This window comes from Amycolatopsis sp. NPDC049691 (genome assembly GCF_040675005.1).
In the GTDB taxonomy this organism is placed as follows: Bacteria; Actinomycetota; Actinomycetes; order Mycobacteriales; family Pseudonocardiaceae; genus Amycolatopsis.
Window position 1 is genome coordinate 88437 of the sequence record NZ_JBFANX010000021.1, and the last position, 22180, is coordinate 110616.

Consider the following 22180-nt stretch of genomic DNA (forward strand, 5'->3'; position numbering starts at 1 on the left):
GCGACTCAACGGTGACCGTCAGTCCGGGTTCGCCAGGTGGGCCAGGCCCGCCCGCAGCGCCCGCCGCTCCTCGGCGCTCAACCCCGCCAGCATCCGCTCCTCCAGCTCCCGGATCGCCGCCCGGACCGCCGCGTGGCGCGAGATCCCCGCCTCCGTCAACCGGACCACCCTCGCCCGGCGGTCGGCCGGGTCCGGGGCTCGGGTCACCAGCCCCGCCGCCTCCAGCCCGTCCAGCAATGCGATCAACCGCGTCTTGTCGTAGTGGATCTGCTGGGCCAGCACCAGCTGGCTCGCCGCCGCGCCCGTCGACAGTGCCGACAGCACCACGTACTGCCACATCGTGAGCCCGTGCGACTCCAGCACCGGGCGCTCGGCCTCGGCCAGCGCTCGGGCCGCTCCGGCGCACAACGCTCCGAGGTCCTCGCTCACCCGGCGGATTTTACGCGTGGACAGATGATAAGCAGGTGCGTATCGTTTCCGTCATGACCACCTTCAAGCCGGGGCGCGCCGAGACGCGCACCATCTCCGTCTCCGCGCCGCCCGCGCGGGTCTTCGCCTACCTCTCCGACGCCCGCCGCCTGCCCGAATGGGCGCCGGGGTTCGCGACCAGCGTCGAGCACGACCACGGTGACGTCTGGCGCGTGGGCGAGGACGCGCGGCCGGTCGCCGTCAAGGTCGCGCCCGACCACGGCGTCGTCGACTTCGTCAGCGCCGACGCCCCCAACCTCGGCCTCTTCGCGCGGGTCGTGCCCAACCTGACCGGCGCGGAACTGATCTTCAGCCTCTTCTTCCCCGAGGACGCCGAGCCTGCGGCCGTGGAGGCGCAGATGGCGGTCGTGGACGAGGAACTGCGAGCCGTGCGCGCGCACGTCGAACGGTGAACCGGGACATCCGGTCGGTCGACGACCTCCTGCGGATGCTGGACGGTTTCTTCGAGAACATCGAGTGGGACGACTTCTACGCCGACCGCGACCGGCCCGTGCCGTTCTTCGTCGACGAACCCGACGAAAACCTCGACGCCTGGCTGCGAGACGGCCGGCTGAACGGCAGCCGCGCGCTGGAACTGGGGTGCGGGCCCGGCCGCAACGCGCGCAGGCTCGCCGGAGCCGGCTACGACGTCGACGCGGTCGACGGCTCACCGGAAGCGATCGCCTGGGCGTGCGAACGCGTCGACGGCGTCCGCTTCCACCAAGCCGACATCTTCGCCGCGGACCTGCCGCACGCGGAGTACGACCTGGTCTACGACTCGGGTTGCCTGCACCACCTCGCGCCGCACCGGCGGATCAGCTACCTGGGCCTGCTCGACCGGTACCTGAAACCCGGCGGGCACTTCGGCCTCGTCTGCTTCGCCGCCGGCACCGGAAGCCCCGACTCCGGCACGGAAATCCCGGACGCGCAGCTCTACCGCGACCGCAGTCTCCACGGCGGCCTCGCGTACTCACCCGACGAACTGCGAAACCTGTTCGACGGCTTCACCGAACTGGAACTGCGCCCGATGCGAGAGGAAACCGGCCGCTTCGGCAAGCGGTTCCTACTCACTGGACTGTTCCGAAAGGACTGAAAACCCCGGCGGCAGCCGCAAGTCGGTGACCTCGCCCTCGGCCGAGAGAGAGACGTCGAGGGTGCCACCCGCCAGTGGCAGGCCCGACACCCGCAGCGCGCCGACCGGGCTCGGCTGGGGCGGGGTCAGGGAAACCGTGCCCGCCGGGACGTCGACGGCCAAGCCGAGGAACGCCACCAGCAAGCTCACCGCGGCCGCCGCCGACCACGCCTGTGGGCGGCACGACGCCGGGTACGGCATCGGCATCGTCGTCTCCGCGACGCCGTACCCGGCGAAAAGTTCCGGCAGCCGGTAGTCGAAAGCCGGTGCGGCGGAAAGCAATTGCGCACCCAGGGCCGCGGCGCGGGCCGGTTGGCCGGATCGCTGCAGACCGCGGACCACGATCGCCGTGTCGTGGGGCCAGACCGAGCCGCAGTGGTAGCTCAACGGCGAATAACCGCCCGAAGCCGCGCTCATCGTGCGCAACCCGAAGCCTGATGACAGCGACGAAGTCAGCAGCAGTTCCCCGATCGACGCGCTTTCGTCGTCGGAAAGCAGCCCGGTGCCGAGCAGGTGGCCGATGTTGCTCGTCAGGGCGTCCACCGGCCGCTTGTCGCCGTCCAGGGCCAGTGCCGGGTAACGACCGTCCGGAGTGGACACCCAGAACCTCTCCCGGAACCGCGAACGCAGGGAAGCAGCCCACTCGGAAAGACCGGAAACGGGCTCGCCCAAAGCAGTCAGCAAGGAGACCGCGCGCACCACGGCTTCGTGTTGGTACGCCTGGACTTCGCTCAACGCGATCGGGGGTTTCGCCTGCGCGCCGTCGTGGAAGCGGACGGCGTCGCCGGAGTCCTTCCACCCCTGGTTGGCCAGGCCGTGCCCGCTTTCGTCGCGGTACTCGGCGAACCCGTCGCCGTCCGGGTCCGCCGCGCCGGTGATCCAGGACAGCGCGAACCGCAGCGTCGGCAGCAGGTCGCGGACCTCGTCCTCGGGCAGGCCCCAGCGCCACGCGTCGTGCAGCAGGCACACCCACAACGCGGTCGCGTCGACCGTCCCGTAGTACTCGGCGGGCAGCGAAGCGCCGTCGATCGTCTCGAAGACGTCCCGGCGCCGCTCGTGCAGGATCTTGCCCGGCGCCTCGCCGGTCGCCGGGTCGTGCCGCGTGCCCTGGGCGCGGGCGAGCGTCCGCAGTGTTCCGCCCGCCAGGTCGACCGACAGCGGCAACGCGAGCCGCGCGGCCCACAGGCTGTCGCGGCCGAACAGCGTGAGGAACCACGGGGCGCCCGCGCCGGCGAACGCGTCGACCGGGTGGTCGCGCTCGGCCAGGAGCAGCCCGTCGAGGTCGTCGAGCGCGCGGTCCAGCAACGCGGTGAACCGGCGGTCGTCGGCGTGCACCCGCGGTCGCGGCAGCCGGACGCCGCCGGGGACGAACAGGGCCCGCTCGTCGGAAACCCGCAACGACCAGCGCAGGGTCGCCGGACCCGCCACCGTCCAGCGCAGCCGGAGCCGGGGCCCGTCGACGACGATTTCGGCGCCTTCGGCCGTCACCTCGGAGACCGCCGAGGAAGCGGACCACCGCCCGCCGGCCGGGACGACGGGGGAGCGGCGGCCACCCGACTTGATCTCGTCGATCGGCGCGAAGTCGGCCGCCAGCACGACTTCCACGACGCGCCGGCGGTTCAGCGAAGCCGTCGAGACCAGCGAAAGCTCCTCGGTCATCCCGGACGCCGTGACCGTGCGATCGCGCCGCAGCCACACCGTCGGGTCCGGGCCGGGGTCGCCGAGCCGGCGCAGCAGCCCGGTGAACCGTGCGCGGTCGGCGCTCGGCTCGTCGCCGCCGATGGCCTCCGGCTCGTCGCCGTCGACCGTCACCACGGCTTCGCTGAGCAGCCGGAGGTCGCCGTGGAGCAGGCCCTGGGTCCCGCCGGCGCGGATCTGCCCGTCCCGGCCGGACAGCACGACGGTCGGGGCGTGCAGGGCGATCGCGAGGTCGTGGAGCAGGGGCTGGAGGTCGGCCATGCCTACGATTGGATCGATCAAACGAAAGAATGTCAACTGACTTCGAAGTCTTGACAGCTCAGCGCCACGGGTTCAGAGTGGCCCGCAGTTGAACGTTCAAACCCGGAGGCAGGACATGGGACGGCCCACGCTGAACTCGGTTGCCGAGGCGGCCGCGGTGTCGCGCCAGACCGTGTCCAACGTGATCAACTCGCCCGAGGTGGTGAGCCCGGAGACGCGCGAACGCGTGCTGGCCGCCATCGAACGGCTCGGCTACCGCCCGAACACCGCCGCGCGCCAGATGCGCACCACGCGGTCGCAGATCATCGGGCTGTGCATCCCGCCGTCGGGCAACGGCGTGAGCGGCGTCGTGCTCGACCAGTTCCTGCACTCGCTGACCGCGACCGCCGAGCGCTACGACCACCGGATCATGCTGTTCACCGCGGCCGACGACGAGGCCGAGACCCGCGCGTACGCCGACCTGATCGCCTCGGTCGGGATCGACGGGTTCGTGCTGACCAGCACCCACCACGACGACCTGCGCACCCGCTGGCTGCTCGAGCGGCAGCTGCCGTTCGTCACGTTCGGCCGGCCGTGGGGTGCGGAGGACACGCACCCGTGGGTCGACGTCGACGGCGCCGCGGGCACCCGCTTGGCCACCGATCACCTGGTCCGCCAGGGGCACCGGCGGATCGCGTTCGTCGGCTGGCCGGAGGGGTCGGGCAGCGGTGACGACCGCCGCGCGGGCTGGGCGGCGGGCCTCGCCGCGGCCGGGCTGGGGGAGGGGCCGCAGATCGCGGTGTTCGACGGCGTGGAAGGGGGACGTTCGGCCGCCGCCCGGCTGCTGGAGGCTCACGAACCGACGGCTTTCGTCTGCGCCAGCGACTCGCTCGCCCTCGGGGTCACCGCCGAACTGCGGGACCGCGGGATCCGGCCCGGGGCCGACGCCGCCGTCATCGGCTTCGACGACACCCCGACCGCCGCCGTGCTGGGGTTGAGCAGCGTGGCCCAGCCCATCGCCGACGTCGCCGCCGAATGCGTCCGGCGGCTGCGGACCGCCCTGCGCGGCGAAGCCGGCTCCGAACCCGCGACCACCCTCTTCACCCCGCACCTCGTGCTCCGCACCACCTGAGTCCCCGCGCGATCAAGGAGGATCGATGCTTCCCCGCCGAACTGTGGCCGCCTTCGCGGCGGCCGGCCTGCTGCTCCCGCTTTCCGCCTGCGGCAGCGGCTTCGACGACTCGTCGCGGCCCGCGACCCAGCAGTCCGGGCCCGCCACGCTCAAGGTGATGATCGCCGCGAGCGGCGGCGCCGAGCTCAAGGCCATGCAGGACGCCGCCGCCGCGTGGCACCCCGACGGCTCCAAGGCCGAGGTCGTCAGCGCCAACGACCTCGCGCAGCAGCTCAGCCAGGGCTTCGCCGCGGGCAGCCCGCCGGACGTCTTCGCCGTCGACGCCACCAAGTTCCAGGGCTACGCCGAAGAAATGCTCCCGTACGGCGACAATCTGTCCTACAAGGACGACATCTACCCGACGCTGCGCACGACGTTCACCAAGGACGGCAAGCTCTACTGCGCCCCCAAGGACTTCTCGACCCTCGCCCTCGCGATCAACACCGACGACTGGGCCGCGGCCGGGCTGACCGACAACGACGTCCCCAAGACGTGGGACCAGCTGAAGACCGTCGCGCAGAGGCTGACCACCGGCGGCCGCACCGGGCTGGTGTTCAACGACACCCGCGACCGCATCGGTGCCTTCCTCGTCCAGGCCGGCGGCTGGGCCGTCGACGCCGACCAGAAGAAAGCCACCGCCGACACACCGCAGAACCTCCAGGCCCTGACCTACGTCCGCGACCTGCTCGCCTCGGGCGTGGCCAAGTACCCGAAGCAGCTCGGCGCCGGCGACTCCGGCGAGGCGTTCGGCCAGCACAAGGCGTCGATGAGCATCGACGGCAACTGGCTGGCCGGCGGCATGAAGAAGGACTACCCGAACGTCAAGTACCGCGTCGTCGCGCTGCCTGCCGGGCCGGCCGGGCCCGGCACACTGTCGTTCACGCAGTGCTGGGGCATCGCCGCCAAGAGCAAGTTCCAGGAACAGGCGAAGCAGCTCGTCGACTCGTTCATGCAGCCACAGCAGCAGCTCGCGTTCGCCGACGCGTTCGGCGTGATCCCGTCGCGGCAGTCCGTGCGGGCGCAGTACGAGCAGAAGTTCCCCGCGCAGGCGGCGTTCGTCGCCGGGGCCGACCACGCGCACGGGCCCGTCACGCTGACCAAAATGGACCCCGTGCTGACCGACTTCGACGCCCAGCTGCAGCAGCTGCCGGGTGCCGACCCGAAGCGGATCCTGCAGCAGCTGCAGCAGAACACCGCGGCCGCGCTCGGGCAGTGACGCCGTGAGCACCGTCCTCACCGCTCCGGCCGCCACGCCCGCGCGAAGCGGCCGGAGCCGCCGCCCCCTCCGGCGCGACGGCCGGGCCGGCTGGCTCTTCCTCGCCCCGACGCTGCTCGTGCTCGGCCTGTTCATGGTGCTGCCGATCCTGATGGCGCTGTGGGTGAGCGTCAGCGACTGGACCGGCAACGGCAGCCCGTTCTCCTCGCGCGTGCACTTCGTCGGCGGGGAGAACTACGCCGCCCTGCTCGCCGAACCGGGGCTGACACGGCAGAACTTCGCCACCAGCGTCCGCAACAACGGCTACTTCGTGCTCTTCGTGGTCCCCCTCCAAACCGCGCTCGCCCTCTTCCTCGCGGTGCTGCTCGATCGGCGAAAGCTGCGGGGGCGGCAGTTCTTCCGGACCGCGTTCTACTTCCCGACCGTGACCAGCTCGGTCGCCATCTCGGTGGTGTTCCTGTTCCTGTTCTCCAGCACCGGCACGGTGAACGCCGCGCTCAAGCTGTTCGGAGTGGACGGTCCCAGCTGGTTCGCCGACCCGCGCGGGATCTTCCACCTCGCCCTCGGCGACCCGGCGAACCCGCCGTCCGCCCTGGCGGGCCACGGCTTCCTCGGACTGTCCTGGTGGGACTGGCTGGCCGGCCCGAGCGTGGCGATGTGCTCGATCATCGTGCTCGTCGTCTGGACCTCCACCGGCGGCTTCATGCTGATGTTCTACGCGGCGCTGCAGAACCTGCCGCCGTCGGTCGACGAAGCCGCGCTGATCGACGGCGCGACGTCGTGGCAGCGCTTCTGGCGCGTCACGCTGCCGCAGCTGCGCCCGACGCTGTTCCTCGTGCTGACGCTCGGCCTGATCGGCACCTGGCAGGTCTTCGACCAGGTGTACGTGCTCAGCCGCGGCAACCCGGCCAACACCACCCTGACGCCGGCCTACCTGTCGTACTCGACGTCGTTCGTCGGCCACCAGTGGGGCCAGGGCGCGGCGATCGCGTTCCTCCTGTTCGTCGTGATCGTGGCCTTCACGCTGGTGCAGCGCTGGGCCCTGCGGGAGCGCCGATGAAGAAACGCCGGCTCGGCTACGCGGTCCTCGTCCTGGTCGCGGCGCTGTACATCTACCCCTTCCTGATCCAGCTCGCGACGGCGTTCAAGACCGACGCCGACGCTACGGCGCACCCGCTCCTGCCGTGGCCCCGGCAGTGGTCGGTGAGCGTCTTCCGGACGCTCGCCGAGCAGGACTTCCCGCGCTGGGCGGCCAATTCGGTGTTCGTCTCGGTGACGATCACCGTCGGGCGGGTCGTGTTCGACTCCCTGGCCGGGTACGCCCTGTCCCGGCTGCGGTTCCGCGGCCGTCAGGCGGTCTTCGGCGCGGTCCTGGCGGTCATCGCGGTCCCGAGCGTGGTGCTGCTGATCCCGAAGTTCCTGGTGCTGAACCAGTTCGGCATGTACGACAGCTACGCGGGCATGATCGTCCCGCTGCTCGTCGACGGCACCGGGGTGTTCATCATGAAGCAGTTCTTCGACACCGTGCCGGTGAGCGTGGAGGAGGCCGCGCGCATCGACGGTGCCGGCCCGTTCCGGACGTTCCGGTCGGTGGTGCTGCCGATGTCGAAACCGGCGTTGATCACCGTGACCATCCTGTCGTTCCAGGGATCCTGGAACGAGCTGCCGCACTACATCGTGTCGAGACAGGACCCGGCGCTGAACACGTTGACCTCTGGCGTGGCCGGTCTGGTGTCCGGTGAACTGGGGCAGGGCAACCAGTTCCCGCTCAAGCTCGCCGCGGCCCTGCTGATGACGGTGCCGGTCGCCGTCGTCTACTTCGTGTTCTCGCGCCGGTTCACCCAGGGCACCTACGAAGGAGTGGACAAGTAGCTCAGCGGATCAGCTCGTCGGCGACCCACCGGACCACGCCGTCCGGATACGGGTTCGCCAGGCCGAGGACCACGTGGCCGAACCCGGCACCGACCGCTTCTTCGATCTTTTCCCGGGTGGCGGCCGGCTTGTCGTAGTCGACGGCGAGGAAGATCGAGCGCAGGATCGAAGCCGGGTCGCGGCCGATCTCCGCGCAGTAGCGGTCGAGGAGCCTGCTGCGGCCGGCGAGGTCGTCGATGTCGCCGCCGCCGGGGATGTTCCACTGGTCGGCGTGCTCGGCGACCACGCGCAGCGTCGCGCTCGCCCGGCCGCCGATCATGATCGGCGGGTGCGGGCGCTGCACCGGCTTGGGGTTGCCGAACGCGCCCTTCAGCTTGACGTGCTCGCCGTCGAAGTCGAACGGCTCCTCGGCGGTCCACAAGCGACGGATGACCGTGCACGCCTCGGCGAGCGCGGCGACGGCGTCGTCCTGGGTGTGGTAGGGCAGCCCGTGGCCGTCGTACTCCCGGCGGGCCAGCGGGTGGCTCGGGCGGGAGCCGGCGCCGATGCCGAAGTCGAGCCGCCCGCCGGACACGATGTCCACCGTGGTCGCGATCTTCGCCAGCACCGCGGGGGGCCGGAAGCGGTTGCTGGTGACCATCAGGCCGAGCCGGATCCGCTCGGTCTGCGCGGCCAGCGCCGAAAGCAGTGTCCAGCCTTCGAAGATCGGGCCGTCCGGGTCGCCGCCGATCGGCATGAGGTGGTCGAACAGCCAGGCGTGCTCGATCTCGGGGATCTCGTCGGCTTCACGCCAGACGCGCCGGATCTCCTCGTAGCCCACGTTCATGGGCGCGGTCAGGATGCCGAAGCTGGTCATCATCGCCTCCGGAGGGACTTCTCGAGCAGGGCGGGCGGGGTGTCGAACTTCTCGTGCGCGGCCAGGTCGACGCCGGGCGCGACGACCGCGTCGATCTCGTCGAGGACGTCGGCGGGCAGGACGGTGTCGGCCGCCGCGAGCTGCGACTTCAGGTGGTCGAGGGTGCGCGGGCCGATGAGCGCGCTGGTCACGCCCGGGTGCGCCGTGACGAAGCCGAGCGACAGCTGAATCAGCGAAAGCCCCGCCTGCTCGGCGATCTTGACGAGCTGCTCGACGGCGTCGAGGCGGGCCTGGTTGGCCGGGTCGGCGAGGTCGAAGCGCTGGGGCAGGGCGCCGGCGCGGTTCGTGGTGATCTCCCGCCCGGCGCGGACCGCGCCCGAGAGCCAGCCCGAGGCCAGGGGGCTCCAGGCCAGCACGCCGAGGCCGTACTCCTGCGTCACCGGCAGGACGTGGGCCTCGATGCCGCGTTGCAGGATCGAGTAGCTGGGCTGCTCGGTGACGTACCGGCCCAGGTGGTTTTCCCGCGCGGCCCACTGGGCCTGCACGATCCGGTACGCGGGGAACGTCGACGAGCCGAAATAGCGGATCTTGCCCGCGCGCTGCAGGTCGGTCAGCGCGGAAAGCGCTTCCTCGTCGCTGGTGGCCGGGTCCCAGCGGTGCATCTGGTACAGGTCGACGTGGTCGACGTCGAGGCGGCGCAGGCTGTCTTCGAGGGCCTTGAAGATCCAGCGGCGCGAGGTGCCGCGGTGGTTGCGCTCCTCGCCCATCGGCATCGCGGCCTTGGTGGCGAGCACGAGGTCGTCGCGGCGGTTCTTGATCGCCTTGCCGACCATGACCTCCGACTCGCCCTGGCCGTACATGTCGGCGGTGTCGACGAGGTTGATCCCGCCCTCGAGGGCGGCGTCGACGATGGCGGTGGCCTCGTCCTGGGTGGTGCGCCCGATCGCGCCGAAGTTCATCGCGCCGAGCGCGAGGCTGCTGACCTGGACGCCGGTGCGGCCCAGGGTGCGGTACTGCATGAGGGGGTCCCTCCGTGGGATGATGGCAAGCGGAACGTTGCTCCGCTAACGATACGGAGCATCGTTCCGGTTAGCAACCCCGGGAGGTGTGGTGAGCAAACCCAAGCGCGCGGACGCCCGGCGCAACGAGAAGACATTGCTCGACGCGGCGGCCGCGGTCTTCGTCGCGTCGGGGGTGGACGCCCCGGTGCGGGACATCGCGGCGAAGGCCGGCGTCGGGATGGGCACGATCTACCGCCACTTCCCGACGCGCGCCGACCTGATCGTCGCGGTCTACCGGCACCAGGTGGAAGCCTGCGCCGCCGCGGGTCCCGCGCTGCTGGAGACGGCGTCCTCGCCGCACGAGGCGCTGAGCCGGTGGATCGACCTGTTCGTCGACTTCCTGGTGACCAAGCACGGGCTCGCGGGCGTCCTGCAGGGCGACGGCTTCGCGACGCTGCACGCGTACTTCCTCGATCGCCTGGTCCCGGTGTGTGCCCAGCTGCTCGAAGCCGCCGGGCTGACGGCGAAGGTGCGCCCGCTGGAGCTGATGCGCGGGGTCGGCAACCTGTGCATCGGCGCGGAGGACGACAACCCCGACTACGACGCCCGCCGGCTGGTCGGGCTGCTCATCGCGGGGCTGCGGGCGTGACGGTCGGGCAGCTCACGACCGACCCGTACCCGCTGCTGGCCCGGCTCCGGGCGACCGAGCCGGTGGCCTGGCTGCCCGAGCTGAACGGCTGGCTCGTCACGCGGCACGACCTCGCGCTGCGGGTCATGCGCGACGCGGCCACCTTCACCGTGGACGATCCGCGCTTCTCGACCGCCCGGGTCGTCGGCCCGTCGATGCTCTCGCTCGACGCGGGCGAGCACGCCCGCCACCGGACGCCGTTCGCCCGGCACTTCCGGCCGCGGGAGATCTCCGAGAGGTTCGAAGGGTTCGTCCGTGGCGAATGCGCCCGGCTGGTCGACGGGTTCGCCGCCGCCGGGCGCGCGGAACTGCGGCGGGCGCTGGCCGGTCCGCTGGCGGTCGCCGTGGTGGCGGACGCGCTGGGCCTGGACGGCACCGACACCGCGAAGGTGCTGGCCTGGTACGACGCGATCGTGTCCACAGTGGACGACATTTCGGCCGGCCGTTCGCCGGGGGAGCGTGGTGCGGAGGCGTTCGGCGAGCTGCGCGCGCACATCGAAGGCACGGTCGGGCGACCCTCACTGCTCACCGAGGCGGCCTCGGCGCTGGAGCTGCCGGAGGTGGTGTCGAACGCGGCGGTGCTGATGTTCGGCGGCATCGAGACGACGGAGGGCATGATCGCCAACCTCCTGCTGCACCTGCTGCGCGAACCCGCGCGGCTGGCGGAGGTGCGGGCCGACCGCGCGCTCGTCCCGGCCGCGATCGAGGAGTCGCTGCGCCTGGAGCCCGCGGCGGCGGTGGTCGACCGGTACGCGACCCGCGACGTCGAGCTGGCGGGGGCGTCGATCGCGAAGGGCGACCTCGTGACGGTCTCGCTCACGGCCGCCAACCGCGACCCGGCGGTGTTCGAGCACCCGGACGTCTTCGACCCAAACCGGCCGGACCTGCGCAAACAGCTGGCGTTCGCACACGGGCCGCACTTCTGCCTCGGCGCCGACCTCGCCCGGCTGGAGGCGCGGATCGCGCTCGAGACCGTGCTCGACCGGTTGCCCGGGATCGCCTTGGCGGAGCCGGCCGCACCGATCGGGCTGGTGTTCCGCAAACCCGTCGCCGTCCCCGCGCGGTGGCTGCCATCATGACCGCATGACGGCGTGGCGTGAGGTCGAGGCGGCGGAACCCGAGTTCGCGAAGCGCGTGCGGACGTTGTTCGACGCGCGCAGGCACAAGACGATGGCGACCCTCCGGGCCGACGGTTCGCCGCGGATCTCGGGCATCGAGACGAAGTTCGACGACGGCGAGCTGACGTTCGGCTCGATGCCGAACGCGCGCAAGGGCGCCGATCTGCGGCGGGACCCGCGGGTGGCGCTGCACAGCGCGACGATCGACCCGGTCGACGGCGAAGAGGCGAAGTGGCCGGGGGAGGCGAAGATCTCCGGCCGGGCCGTCGACGACGGCGAGCGGTTCCGCGTCGACATCGCCGAGGTGGTGCACACGCACCTGAACGCGGCGGCGACGCTGCTGGTCGTCGAGTGGTGGACGCCCGAGGGTGGCCTGCGCAAGGTCGAGCGCGAGTAGCCCGGCCGGCAGCGCCCGGGCGCGCTCCGGTGTCGCCGACATTTAAGTCAAGCGCTTAACGTAATCAAGTTCCATGGCCATGCTGCCTCGTAGGGGTCATTCACCAACGAGGAGACCGCCATGACGCAAAGCCACACCGAGCGGCCGCGCTTCCCGTTCGTCGCCGAAACCGCGCTCGCGCCGCCCGCGGAGTGGGCCGAGTTCCGCGCGAAGTGCCCGGTCGCGCCCGTGCGGCTGGCCAGCGGCGACGAAGCCGCCCTGATCACCCGCTACGCCGACGTCAAGAACGTGCTGTCCGATCCGCGGTGGACCCGGCCCACACCCGCCGACAACGCCGCCCGCGTCGCCGACACCGAGTCCGGCGGGGTGTTCAACAGCGAGATGGCGACCGTCCTCCCGCAGCACGGCGAAGCCCACCTCACCTGGCGCCGCACGATCGGGAAGTGGTTCACCGCCAAGCGGATGACCGCGCTGCGGCCCGGAATGGCCGCGATGGCCGAACAGCTCGTCGACGACCTCGTCGCGAAGGGCGCGCCCGGGGACCTCAAGGCGGGGCTCGCCTTCCCGCTGCCCGTCTGGGTCATCTGCGACATGCTCGGCGTCCCGGACTCCGACCGCGACCGGTTCGCGCACTGGTCGGACGTCATGCTCAGCATGACCCGCTACACCCAGGCCGAGTTCGACGCCGCGCAGCAGGAGTTCGGGCGGTACATGGGCGGGCTCATCGCCGCCAAGCGGGCCGACCCCGGCGACGACATCCTCAGCGCGCTGCTGCCCGAAGGCTGGCCGGACGCGATGCTGATCGCCACCGGCATCGGCCTGCTGATCGCCGGCCACGAGACCACCGCCAACATGATCGCCAAGATGGTCGCGCTGCTGCTCGCCGACCGGACCCGGTGGGAGCGGCTGCTGGCCGACCCGGCGCTCGTGCGCACCGCGGTCGAGGAATCGCTGCGGTTCGACGCGAACGCGGGGATCGGCATGTCCCGCTACCTCTCCGACGACTTCGAGGTGGCCGGCACCGTCCTGCCCGCCGGCACCACCGCGATGTGCAGCATGGCCGCGGCGAACCGCGACGAGGCCGCGTTCGAGAACGCGTCCGAAATGGACCTCGGCCGCAGCCCGAACCCGCACCTCGCGTTCGGTGCCGGCGCGCACGCCTGCCTCGGGCAGCCGCTGGCCCGCACCGAACTGCAGGTGACGCTGGAAGTCCTGCTGCGCAAGCTGCCGTCGCTCGAGCTGGCCGTCCCCGCCGACGAGCTGCGCCGCGTCGAAGGGCTCGCCGTCGGCGGACTGCGGGAACTGCCCGTCCGGTGGTGACCGCGGTGGACCGGGCGCAGGCGACGCGGGAGGCGATTCTGACCGCGGCGGAACGGCTCTACGCCGAGCACGGCGTGCTCGCCGTGTCCAACCGGCAGATCAGCGAGGCCGCCGGGCAGGGCAACAACACCGCCGTCGGCTACCACTTCGGCACCCGCGCCGACCTCGTCCGGGCCATCGCCCGCCGGCACTCCGCGGCGGTCGAGGACCTGCGGGCGCGCATGCTCGCCGGGCTCGGCGACCACGCGGACCTGCGCGACTGGGTCCGCTGCCTGGTCCACCCTTCGACCGAGTACCTGGCGCGCGCCGGCACGCCGAGCTGGTTCGCCCGGTTCACCGCGCAGGTGATGACCGAGCCGTCGCTGCGGTCGGCCGTCGCCGTCGAGACGCTCTCCTCGCCGTCGCTGGCGCGGACCGTGGAGGGGCTGAGCCGGTGCCTGCCCGAGCTGCCCGCCGACGTCCGCGCCGAACGCAACGCCATGACCCGCCAGCTGCTGATCCACACGATGGCCGAGCGCGAGCGTGCGCTGGCCGAAGGCGATGACACCCCGCGAGCCAGCTGGCGCGAAGCCGCCATCGGCCTCACCGACGCACTGGTCGGCCTCTGGCTCGCCCCCGTCACACCCCGCAACCCAGGAGAGGAACAGGCATGAAGGTCACTGTGGACGAAGGAAAGTGCTGCGGCGCCGGCACCTGCGTGATGCTCGCGCCGGACGTGTTCGACCAGCGCGACGACGACGGCATCGTCATCCTGCTCGACGAGAACCCCGGCGAAGAGCTGCACGCGACCGTCCGGGAGGCGGCGAGCGTCTGCCCGGGCGTCGCGATCTCCGTCGGCGAGGACGCGTGAACGTCCTGGTCGTCGGCGCTTCAGCGGCCGGACTGGCGACCGTCGAAGCCCTACGCCGCAAGGGCTACGACGGAGATGTGACCGTGCTGGGTGCGGAGCCGCACCTCCCGTACGACCGGCCGCCGCTGTCCAAGCAGGTGCTCGCCGGCAGCTGGACGCCTTCGCAAACGAGCCTGCGTACCCCGGCCGCGCTGTCCGCATTGGACGCCGAGTTCGTGCTCGGCGATCCGGCGGTGCGGCTGGACGCCGGCGAGCGGACCGTCCACACGGCACAGGGGCGGGAGCTGACCGCGGACGCCGTCGTGCTCGCGACCGGGCTCCGGCCACGCACCCTGCCGGGCCAGGACGGCCTCGCGGGCGTCCACGTGCTGCGCACCCTCGACGACGCGCTCGGCTTGCGCGCGGACCTGGCGCCGGGCAAGCGGGTCGCGGTCGTCGGCGACGGCGTCCTCGGCGCGGAGATCGCGGCCACCGTGTGCGGGCTCGGCGTGCCGGTCACCCTGGCCGGCCCGCAGCCCGCGCCGCTCGCCTACCAGTTCGGGCCGCCGGCCGCGGGCCTGCTCGCCGAGCTGCACGCCGGCCGCGGGGTCGAGCTGCGGCTCGGGAGCGCGGTCACCGGACTGTCCTCGGAGGACGGTCGAGTCACCGGTGTCCGCCTGGAGAACGGTGAAGTGCTGCCCGCCGACGTCACCGTGGTGGCGTTCGGCGCGGCACCGGCGACGGACTGGCTGGCGGGCAGCGGGGTGCTGTGCGACAACGGCGTCGTGTGCGACTCCCGCTGCCGCGCGGCGGACGGCATCTACGCGGCCGGCGACGTGGCCCGCTGGCACCACGAAGGCCTCGACGCGCTGCTGCGCCTGGAAAACCGGACCAACGCGACCGAGCAGGCGGCCGCGGTGGCGGGCAACATCCTCGGCGAGGACCGCCCGTACACGCCGGTGCCCTACTTCTGGACCAACCAGTTCGACGCCAGGATCCACGTGCACGGGATGCTGTCCGCGGACGCCGAAGTGTCCATTGTGGAAGGCGAGGTGGCGGCGAACCGGTTCGTGGCCGAGTACCGCGAGGGTGGCCGGGTGGCCGGGGTGCTGGGCTGGAACATGCCCAAGCAGGCCCGGCTTCACTCCACGGTGACGGACTTGGCGAGGTTGCGCGGCTTGTCGATGTCGTAGCCCAGCGTCAGCGCGGCGTGGTAGGCGAGCAGCTGCAGCGGGATGGTCAGCAGGATCGGGTCGAGCTCCGGCTCGGTCCGCGGCACGACGATCCGCGGGACGTCCAGCTCGCCGAAGTCGACGTCTTCGTGCGTCACGGCCAGGACGGACCCACCGCGGGCCCGGATCTGCTGCACCGCCGCGAGGTTGCGGTCGGCCAGCTCGTCGGCGGGCACGATCGCGACCGTCGGGAGCGTGTCGTCGATCAGGGCCAGCGGGCCGTGCTTCAGCTCGGACGTCTGGTACGCCTCGGCGTGGCGGTAGGAGATCTCCTTGAACTTCTGCGCGCCCTCGCGGGCCACGGGGTAGCCGCGGACGCGGCCGATGAAGAAGAGGCTCTTCGCGGTGGCCGCGGCCTTCGCGTGCTCGGCGATCTCCGGTTCGGCGTCCAGGACGGACTTGATCTGACCGGGCAGCGCGCGGATCGCGTCGATGATCCGCTGACCGTCCGCATTGGACAGATCGCGCACGCGGCCGAGGGACAGCGCGATCAGCGCGAAACCGACGGCCATGTTCGTCAGCGCCTTCGTCGAGGCGACCGCGATCTCCGGGCCGGCGTGCAGGTAGACGCCGCCGTCGCAGGCGCGCGCGATGGTCGAGCCGACCACGTTCACGAGACCGACCACCCGGCCGCCCTTGCGCTTGATCTCCTCGACGGCGAACGCGGTGTCGATCGTCTCGCCGGACTGGCTGACCGCGATGTAGAGCGTGTCCGCTTCGATGATCGGGTTGCGGTAGCGGAACTCCGACGCGGCTTCGGCGTCGGCCGGGATCCGCGCCAGCTCCTCGATCATCGTCGCGCCGATCTGGCCGACGTAGTAGGCCGAGCCGCAGCCGAGGATCTTCACGCGGCTGAACCCGCGCAGCTCCCGCGGCGTCAGGTTGAGCCCGTCGAGCCGGGCGACGCCGAACCGGTCGTCGAGCCGGCCGCGGATCATCCGCTCCACGGATTCGGGTTGCTCCTGGATCTCCTTGACCATGTAGTGCGGGAACCCGCCGAGGTCGAGGTCTTCGGCCGCGATGTCGATCTCGGTGGCCGGCTTGGTGGTGTCGCTCTCGTCGACGGTGAAGGTGCGGTAGCCGGTGGCGAAGACCGTGGCGAACTCGCCGTCGTCGAGGTGCGCGACCTGCGAGGTGTGCCGGACCAGTGCGGCGAGGTCGCTGGCGACGAACATCTCGCGCTCGCCGACGCCGATGATCAGCGGCGAGCCGTTGCGCGCGATGACCAGGCGGTCGGGGTGCTCGCTGTCGGTGACGGCGATCGCGTACGTGCCGGTGATCCGCGAAACCGCCTCCACCACGGCGTCTTCGAGCGTTTCGGCGGCCGACCGCGCGATGAGGTGGGCGAGGACCTCGGTGTCGGTCTCGGAGGTGAGGGTCACCCCGGCGTCGGCGAGCTGGGCGCGCAGCGCGTCGGCGTTGTCGATGATGCCGTTGTGGACGACGGAGATCCGGCCGTCTTCGGAGGTGTGCGGGTGCGCGTTGGCCTCCGACGCCGGCCCGTGCGTCGCCCAGCGCGTGTGGCCGATGCCGACCTTGCCGGTGAGGCGCTTGGGCAGCGCGGCGGCGAGGTTGCGGACCCGGCCGACGACGCGGTGGACCTGCGGGGCGCCCTTGGCGCCGAGGACGGCGATGCCCGCGGAGTCGTACCCGCGGTACTCGAGCCGGGTGAGGCCTTCGAGGAGGATGGGGGCGGCGTTCTGGCCGCCGATGTAGCCGACGATCCCGCACATGGCGAACCTTCTTTCAGCCGTAGACGATGCGCCGCAGCTGGCGCTCGGACAGGTCGGGCGCGGCCACCAGCCTGCCGCGCAGCTCGGCGGCGATGAGCGGGAAGATCTCGGGGTTCTTCCGGCCCTCGGCCTGCAGCTCGGCGTGCCGGCGGCGGACGTAGGCCTCGGTGGGCGTCCGGTAGTAGGCGAGGACGTCGTCGACGACGCGGGCGGCGACCCCCGGCGGCAGGCCGGTGGACGCGGCCACGCGCTCGACGATGTCGGTCTCTGCCACGTCGGCCATCATGCCCTGGCCGTGTCGCGAACTTCAAATTCTTGCCCGAAATCGGGCAAGCTTTACTGGTTGGACAGTTTCCGGGGTGGCGGTGAGGGTGGAGGTGTGCGTCAAGAAGACATCTGGGACGTCGAAGCCGCCGACCGCTACGACACCCCGGGCCGCGGCATGTTCGCGCCGGAGGTCGTGAGCCCGGTCGTCGACCGCCTCGCAGCTCTGGCCGGCGGTGGGCGGGCGCTGGAGTTCGCGATCGGCACCGGCCGGGTGGCCGTCCCGCTCGCCGAGCGGGGCGTGTCGGTGACGGGCATCGAGCTCTCCGAGCCCATGCTCGCCAAGCTGCGTTCGAAGGCGGCGATCCCGGTGGTCGTCGGCGACATGGCCACGGCGACGGCCCCGGGCGAGTTTTCGCTGGTCTACCTGGTCTACAACACGATCGGCAACCTGCTGACCCAGGACGAGCAGATCGCGTGCTTCCGCAACGCGGCCCGCCACCTGAGCCCCGGCGGCCGGTTCGTGGTCGAGCTGGGCGTCCCCGAGCTTCGGCGGCTCCCGCCGGGCCAGGACGCGCTGGTCTTCACGGCCGAATCCGGGTACGTCGGCGTGGACACGTACGACACCGTGCGCCAGCACCTGGTGTCCCACCACTTCACCTTCGGCGACGGGCGGCAGGCCCGGGTGAGCCGGTGCCCGCAGCGCTACATCTGGCCGGCGGAGCTGGACCTGATGGGCCGGCTGGCCGGGTTCGAGCTGGAGTCCCGGCACGCGGACTGGACCGGCGGGGAATTCACGACGCGATCGCGGTCGCACGTGTCGGTGTACCGGCTGCCCGCGAGCTGACCTCGACCAGCGGGAGCCGGACCGTCGCGTGCGGGATGACCCCGAGTTCGGCCAGCGCCGCCTTGGCCGCGGTCGTCCCCGGGCCCGAGCGCATGATCGCTTCCACCAAGGGAACCAGCGACTGGTTGATCGCGCGCGCCGATTCGAGGTCGCCGCGGCGGACGGCGGCGATCAGGTCCGCCGTGCGGTCCGCCGCCACGTTGCCGACCACGCTCACCAGGCCCGCCGCGCCGCACGCGAGATAGGGCAGGTTCAGCTCGTCGATGCCGCAGTAGTACGCCAGCCCGGTGCCCGCCATGACCGTCATCGCCTCGAACAGGTCGCCCTTCGCGTCCTTGACCGCCCGGATCCGGGGGTGCGCGGCGAGTTCGGCCAGTGTCGACGGCGTCATCGCGATACCGGCGCGCGCGGGGACGTCGTAGAGCATCACCGGCAGGTCGGTCGCGTCGGCCACCGCGAGGCAGTGGGCCACCACCCCGGCCTGCGTCGGCCGGGAGTAGTAGGGGCAGACGAGCAGGAGCCCGTCCGCGCCGGCCGCCTCGGCGTCGCGGGCGCGGCGGATGCTCGCGGCCGTGTCGTACGTCCCGACGCCGGCGATCACCCGGGCCCGGCCGGCGACGCGGGTCACCACGCTCCGGACGAGCGCGGCGGCTTCCGGCTCGGTGAGGGTGGGGGACTCGCCGGTCGTCCCGCCCACGACGAGGCCGTCGCAGCCGGTGGCGAGCAGGTGGTCGACGAGGCCCGCGAGGCCGGGTTCGCTGAGTGCCCCGCCGGGCTGCATGGGGGTCACCATCGCGACGAGGTTGGCGCCGAAGTCGGTCATGACGTCGACCTTGCCCGCCGCGATTGGTGCGGTCCAGCGATGCTTTTTTGGGAGTATTGCGTAGCCTGGCTTGATGATCGAGGTGGGCGCGCTGCGGGCGTTGCGGTCGGTGGCGGCGCTGGGAACGCTGGCCAAGGCGGCCGACGAGCTGGGGTTCACGGCGTCGGCGGTGTCGCAGCAGCTCAAACGCCTGGAGCGGCAGGTCGGCGTCCCCGTGCTGGCGCCGGCGGGCCGAGGAGTGGTGCTGACCCCGGCCGGCCAGGCCATCGTCGACGCGGCGCCGTCGGTGTTCCAGGCGCTGGAGCGCTGCGCGGAAGCGGCCCAGTCGGTCTCGGAAGGAGCGCCGCGCGGCACGCTCCGGGTGGTGGCGTTCTCGACGGCGATCCGCGGCCTGCTGGCCCCGGTGCTGCGGGGACTGGCGGAGCGTTGCCCGGACCTGCGCGTGCGGATCACCGAGCAGGACCCGGACGAAGCGCTGCGCAGCGTCGACGCGGGAACGGCCGACCTCGCGCTCGTCCACGACGCCGACGGGTTGCCGGCCCCGGCGCCCTCGTCGTTGACGCAACGGCTCGTGTACACCGACGTCGGAGACGTGGTACTGAGCCGCGCGCACCCGCTGGCGTCGGCCGCCACCCCGCTGGGCCGCCTCGACCTCGCGGGGCACGCGTGGGTGACCAGCCCGCCGGGAACGGTGTGCCACCAGTGGTTCCGCCGGTTGGTCGCGGACGCGCCGGCGGAGCCGGACGTCCGTCACCTGGTCGACGACTTCGCGACGCAGCTGGCGTTGGTCGCGTCGGGGGAGGTGATCGCGTTGATCCCCCGGCTGGCCCGCCCGCCTTTGGGCGAGGACTTGGTCGCGCGCCCGCTGCGCCGGCAGCCGAAGCGCGAGGTGCACGCGGCGTGGCGGCGCAGTGCCGACGCCAGCCCGGCGATCCGGGCGCTGCTCACGGAACTCGGTTAAGCTGGCCGCAAGCGGGTGCAGCGTCGGAACGCCCGCCCGGAACCCCCATGGCGCACCACGTCGAAGGAGTGCGCCTTGATCACGTTCGCCGGCCTGAGCCTGCCCGTCAGCGACCTGGACCGCTCGGTCGCGTTCTACACCTCGCTCGGGTTCACCGTCGAAGTCCGCAACGGGCGCTTCGTGTTGCTGCGCCTGGATTCCGGCACCCTCGGCCTCCTGGAACTCGGTGCCGTCGTCGATCGGGAAGCCGGTCGCCTGCGGCAGTTCGTCCAGGTCGAACTGCTCGCCGACGACCTCGACGAGCTCTACGAAGACTTCCTCGCGCGCGGGGTCCCCGTGCCCGGCCCGCCCCGCGACCGCGGTTTCGAACGGCAGCTCCAGCTGCGCGACCCCGACGGCTTCACCGTCGAGTTCGCCGATCGGAGCCCGCGAGGTCGCCGTCCCACGCCGGCGGGGCCAGGTCGGTGACCCCGACGCGCGCCAGCGCCCGCCGGGCCGTGTGGTCCACCAGGTCGTCCACCGTCGCCGGGTGCGGGTAGAACGCCGGGACCGGTGGGGCGATGATCGCGCCCGCTTCGGCGGCCGCGGTCATCGCCCGCAGGTGTCCCAGGTGCAACGGTGTCTCGCGCACCATCAGCAGCAGCGGCCGCCCCTCCTTGAGGCACACGTCCGCCGCGCGACCGACCAGGTCGTCGGTGTAGCTCCAGGCGATCGCCGACAACGTCTTGATCGAGCACGGCGCCACCAGCATCGCGTCCACCGGGAACGAGCCCGACGCGATGGACGCGCCGATCTCGCCCGGCCGGTGGTGCACCGCCGCGAGTTTTCCCAAGTCCGACGGGGAAAGCCCGCATTCGTGGCGCACGGTCACCGCGCCCGCCTTCGACAGGACCAGGTGGACCTCGACGTCCGGCCGGTAGGCCAGCAGCTCCAGGATCCGCACGCCGTAGCACGCGCCGCTGGCGCCGGTGATGGCGACGACCAGCGTGGTCATTCGATCGCCTCGATGCGCCGTCCCGTCGAGTCCGGCGCCGTCAGCGCGAGGACCGCCGCGGCCACCGGGCCGACGATGCCGAGCGCCAGCGCGAGCGGCACCGTCCCCGCCAGGGACAGCGCGACCAGCGGGAACAGGCCGGCGCCGAACCCGCGGCCGGCGTAGTAGGACAGGTTCGACCCGCTGGAGCGGACGCGCGTCGGGAAGAACTCGGCCATCCAGATGCCCAGCACGCCGAACCCGCCGCTGCCGCCGGCGCACATCATCAGCGCCCAGAACGTCGGGTACGCCCAGAAGTCCGTGCCGATCTTGGCGGTGCCGCTCACGACGAGGCTCAGGAACCAGCCGAACCCGAGCACGCCGAAGACCGCCGAGGCGAACATCGCCCACTTGCGCTTGAGGACGTCGGACAGGATTCCCGTGACCGGGTAGGTGATCCCGGTGACGACCAGTCCCAAGAGGACGATCAGGCTCGCGGTGCCCAGCGGCACCTTCTCCACCTTGATCAGGAAGGTCGACAGGTAGGAGATGAGCGAGTTCGTCGTCAGGAACAACGCCGTCGCCAGCGCCATGAACACGATCGTGCCCAGCGCGTAGCCGCCGCGGAACACGTCGAACAACGGGACCTTGGTGCGCCGCAGCTCCTCCGGCACGCGGCCCGCCTTCAGCTCGCGCTGGTACAGCAGCCACTGCTCGGACTCGGGCAGCAGCACGGCCGCGGCCACGCCGATCACCAGCGTCGCGACGCCGATCAGGACGTACCCGGTGCGCCAGCCGCGGTCCTCGCCGAACGCGACGAGGCAGCCGTACACCACGCCCTCGGTCAGGATCTGGCCGACGAAGTACATCGCCTGGATCGAGCCGCCCATCATGCCGCGTTTGCGCGTCTTCCAGCACTCGGCGAACATCGAGAACGACAGCCCGAACAGCCCGCCCATCCCGACGCCCGCGAGCAGCCGGGTCAGCAGGAACACGAAGTAGTTCGGCGCGAGGCCGCCGAGCAGCGCGGCGACGCCGAACGCGAGCACGGACCCGGTGTAGGTCCACCGCCTGCCGTAGAGGTCGCCGAGCCAGCCGCACAGGATTCCGCCCGCGATCGAGGCGAACCCCTGCAGCGTCGCGACCTGCACGATCTGGATGGTGCTGACGTGGAAGCTTTCGGCCAGATAGGACAGTGGGTAGCCGACGAGGTTGAGCTCGGCGCCGTCGAAAAGCGTGCCGAGGAAGGCGAAGAAGAGGATGCGGGCGGTGTGCGGGCGTGCCGAAGTGAGCCCACCGGCACCGGTGGGCGTGCGCAGGGTCGACAAAGGAGGGTTCCCC

Annotated in this window: 25 protein-coding genes; 16 read left to right on the plus strand and 9 right to left on the minus strand. The window is 71.8% G+C overall.

Annotation, left to right across the window (positions count from 1 at the left end):
• Positions 1-18 precede the first annotated feature (18 nt).
• Entirely contained in the window at positions 19-429 is a 411-nt protein-coding gene (locus AB0J40_RS36725; protein ID WP_364462781.1) for a MarR family transcriptional regulator, read from the minus strand.
• A 53-nt stretch (positions 430-482) separates the two neighbouring features.
• Here AB0J40_RS36725 and AB0J40_RS36730 point away from each other — a divergent pair, with 53 nt between their 5' ends.
• A complete protein-coding gene (locus tag AB0J40_RS36730) occupies positions 483-881 on the plus strand; it encodes an SRPBCC family protein (protein ID WP_364462783.1) in 399 nt (132 codons plus the stop codon).
• Complete coding sequence (locus tag AB0J40_RS36735) at positions 878-1561, plus strand: class I SAM-dependent methyltransferase (RefSeq protein WP_364462786.1); 684 nt, start codon at positions 878-880, stop codon at positions 1559-1561. The genes AB0J40_RS36730 and AB0J40_RS36735 overlap by 4 nt, the downstream gene beginning before the upstream one ends.
• Here AB0J40_RS36735 and AB0J40_RS36740 read toward each other — a convergent pair.
• Positions 1532-3559, minus strand: coding sequence for a glycogen debranching N-terminal domain-containing protein (locus tag AB0J40_RS36740; protein ID WP_364462789.1), 2028 nt, complete (start codon positions 3557-3559; stop codon positions 1532-1534). The genes AB0J40_RS36735 and AB0J40_RS36740 overlap by 30 nt on opposite strands.
• Positions 3560-3674: 115 nt before the next feature.
• Between AB0J40_RS36740 and AB0J40_RS36745 the strand changes: the two genes are divergently transcribed.
• Genes AB0J40_RS36745 through AB0J40_RS36760 form a run of 4 tightly spaced genes read left to right on the plus strand, consistent with a single transcriptional unit; the run spans position 3675 to position 7797 of the window.
• Positions 3675-4670, plus strand: a complete 996-nt coding sequence (locus AB0J40_RS36745) for a LacI family DNA-binding transcriptional regulator (RefSeq protein ID WP_364462792.1) — start codon at positions 3675-3677, stop codon at positions 4668-4670.
• Between the two features lie 25 nt (positions 4671-4695).
• Positions 4696-5925 carry a sugar ABC transporter substrate-binding protein gene (locus tag AB0J40_RS36750; protein WP_364462795.1) on the plus strand — a complete coding sequence of 410 codons (1230 nt, stop codon included), beginning with the start codon at positions 4696-4698 and terminating at the stop codon, positions 5923-5925.
• 4 nt (positions 5926-5929) lie between these two features.
• On the plus strand, positions 5930-6985 hold the full coding sequence (locus tag AB0J40_RS36755) for a sugar ABC transporter permease (protein ID WP_364462798.1): 1056 nt from the start codon (positions 5930-5932) through the stop codon (positions 6983-6985).
• Positions 6982-7797: a carbohydrate ABC transporter permease gene (locus AB0J40_RS36760; RefSeq protein ID WP_364462800.1), complete on the plus strand. Its 816-nt coding sequence runs from the start codon at positions 6982-6984 to the stop codon at positions 7795-7797. Before AB0J40_RS36755 ends, AB0J40_RS36760 begins: the two co-directional genes overlap by 4 nt.
• A gap of 1 nt (position 7798) precedes the next feature.
• Here AB0J40_RS36760 and AB0J40_RS36765 read toward each other — a convergent pair whose 3' ends face one another.
• Positions 7799-8656 (minus strand): LLM class flavin-dependent oxidoreductase, encoded by an 858-nt coding sequence (locus AB0J40_RS36765; protein ID WP_364462802.1) that lies wholly within the window; start codon positions 8654-8656, stop codon positions 7799-7801.
• Positions 8653-9672: an aldo/keto reductase gene (locus tag AB0J40_RS36770; RefSeq protein WP_364462805.1), complete on the minus strand. Its 1020-nt coding sequence runs from the start codon at positions 9670-9672 to the stop codon at positions 8653-8655. The genes AB0J40_RS36765 and AB0J40_RS36770 overlap by 4 nt, the downstream gene beginning before the upstream one ends.
• A gap of 91 nt (positions 9673-9763) precedes the next feature.
• Here AB0J40_RS36770 and AB0J40_RS36775 point away from each other — a divergent pair, with 91 nt between their 5' ends.
• From AB0J40_RS36775 to AB0J40_RS36805, 7 genes are all read left to right on the plus strand, one after another.
• Positions 9764-10303: a TetR/AcrR family transcriptional regulator gene (locus tag AB0J40_RS36775; RefSeq protein WP_364462808.1), complete on the plus strand. Its 540-nt coding sequence runs from the start codon at positions 9764-9766 to the stop codon at positions 10301-10303.
• Positions 10300-11421, plus strand: a complete 1122-nt coding sequence (locus AB0J40_RS36780; RefSeq protein WP_364462811.1) for a cytochrome P450 — start codon at positions 10300-10302, stop codon at positions 11419-11421. The genes AB0J40_RS36775 and AB0J40_RS36780 overlap by 4 nt, the downstream gene beginning before the upstream one ends.
• A gap of 4 nt (positions 11422-11425) precedes the next feature.
• Positions 11426-11857: a pyridoxamine 5'-phosphate oxidase family protein gene (locus tag AB0J40_RS36785; RefSeq protein WP_364462814.1), complete on the plus strand. Its 432-nt coding sequence runs from the start codon at positions 11426-11428 to the stop codon at positions 11855-11857.
• 120 nt (positions 11858-11977) lie between these two features.
• Entirely contained in the window at positions 11978-13177 is a 1200-nt protein-coding gene (locus tag AB0J40_RS36790) for a cytochrome P450 (protein ID WP_364462817.1), read from the plus strand.
• Positions 13174-13830, plus strand: a complete 657-nt coding sequence (locus AB0J40_RS36795) for a TetR family transcriptional regulator (protein ID WP_364462820.1) — start codon at positions 13174-13176, stop codon at positions 13828-13830. Before AB0J40_RS36790 ends, AB0J40_RS36795 begins: the two co-directional genes overlap by 4 nt.
• Complete coding sequence (locus tag AB0J40_RS36800) at positions 13827-14027, plus strand: ferredoxin (protein WP_364462823.1); 201 nt, start codon at positions 13827-13829, stop codon at positions 14025-14027. The genes AB0J40_RS36795 and AB0J40_RS36800 overlap by 4 nt, the downstream gene beginning before the upstream one ends.
• Entirely contained in the window at positions 14024-15199 is a 1176-nt protein-coding gene (locus tag AB0J40_RS36805; RefSeq protein ID WP_364462826.1) for an FAD-dependent oxidoreductase, read from the plus strand. Before AB0J40_RS36800 ends, AB0J40_RS36805 begins: the two co-directional genes overlap by 4 nt.
• Here AB0J40_RS36805 and glmS read toward each other — a convergent pair.
• Together glmS and AB0J40_RS36815 are read right to left on the minus strand one after the other, a co-directional pair.
• Positions 15148-16971 (minus strand): glutamine--fructose-6-phosphate transaminase (isomerizing), encoded by a 1824-nt coding sequence (glmS, locus tag AB0J40_RS36810; protein WP_364462829.1) that lies wholly within the window; start codon positions 16969-16971, stop codon positions 15148-15150. The two genes, AB0J40_RS36805 and glmS, sit on opposite strands and share 52 nt — an antisense overlap.
• 13 nt (positions 16972-16984) lie before the next feature.
• Positions 16985-17257 carry a hypothetical protein gene (locus tag AB0J40_RS36815; protein WP_364462832.1) on the minus strand — a complete coding sequence of 91 codons (273 nt, stop codon included), beginning with the start codon at positions 17255-17257 and terminating at the stop codon, positions 16985-16987.
• Positions 17258-17413: 156 nt separating this feature from the next.
• Here AB0J40_RS36815 and AB0J40_RS36820 point away from each other — a divergent pair, with 156 nt between their 5' ends.
• Positions 17414-18082, plus strand: coding sequence for a methyltransferase domain-containing protein (locus tag AB0J40_RS36820; protein WP_364463029.1), 669 nt, complete (start codon positions 17414-17416; stop codon positions 18080-18082).
• Here the strand turns inward: AB0J40_RS36820 and dapA are convergent.
• Positions 18030-18905, minus strand: a complete 876-nt coding sequence (gene dapA, locus AB0J40_RS36825) for a 4-hydroxy-tetrahydrodipicolinate synthase (protein ID WP_364462834.1) — start codon at positions 18903-18905, stop codon at positions 18030-18032. The two genes, AB0J40_RS36820 and dapA, sit on opposite strands and share 53 nt — an antisense overlap.
• A 73-nt stretch (positions 18906-18978) precedes the next feature.
• Between dapA and AB0J40_RS36830 the strand changes: the two genes are divergently transcribed.
• Both AB0J40_RS36830 and AB0J40_RS36835 read left to right on the plus strand, forming a co-directional pair.
• Positions 18979-19866 carry a LysR substrate-binding domain-containing protein gene (locus tag AB0J40_RS36830; protein ID WP_364462836.1) on the plus strand — a complete coding sequence of 296 codons (888 nt, stop codon included), beginning with the start codon at positions 18979-18981 and terminating at the stop codon, positions 19864-19866.
• Positions 19867-19941: 75 nt separating this feature from the next.
• Positions 19942-20334 carry a VOC family protein gene (locus AB0J40_RS36835; protein ID WP_364462839.1) on the plus strand — a complete coding sequence of 131 codons (393 nt, stop codon included), beginning with the start codon at positions 19942-19944 and terminating at the stop codon, positions 20332-20334.
• On the opposite strand, the gene AB0J40_RS36840 is transcribed toward AB0J40_RS36835, so the two are convergent.
• Positions 20267-20860 carry a UbiX family flavin prenyltransferase gene (locus AB0J40_RS36840; RefSeq protein WP_364462841.1) on the minus strand — a complete coding sequence of 198 codons (594 nt, stop codon included), beginning with the start codon at positions 20858-20860 and terminating at the stop codon, positions 20267-20269. The genes AB0J40_RS36835 and AB0J40_RS36840 overlap by 68 nt on opposite strands.
• Complete coding sequence (locus AB0J40_RS36845) at positions 20857-22167, minus strand: MFS transporter (RefSeq protein ID WP_364462844.1); 1311 nt, start codon at positions 22165-22167, stop codon at positions 20857-20859. The genes AB0J40_RS36840 and AB0J40_RS36845 overlap by 4 nt, the downstream gene beginning before the upstream one ends.
• Positions 22168-22180 lie beyond the last annotated feature (13 nt).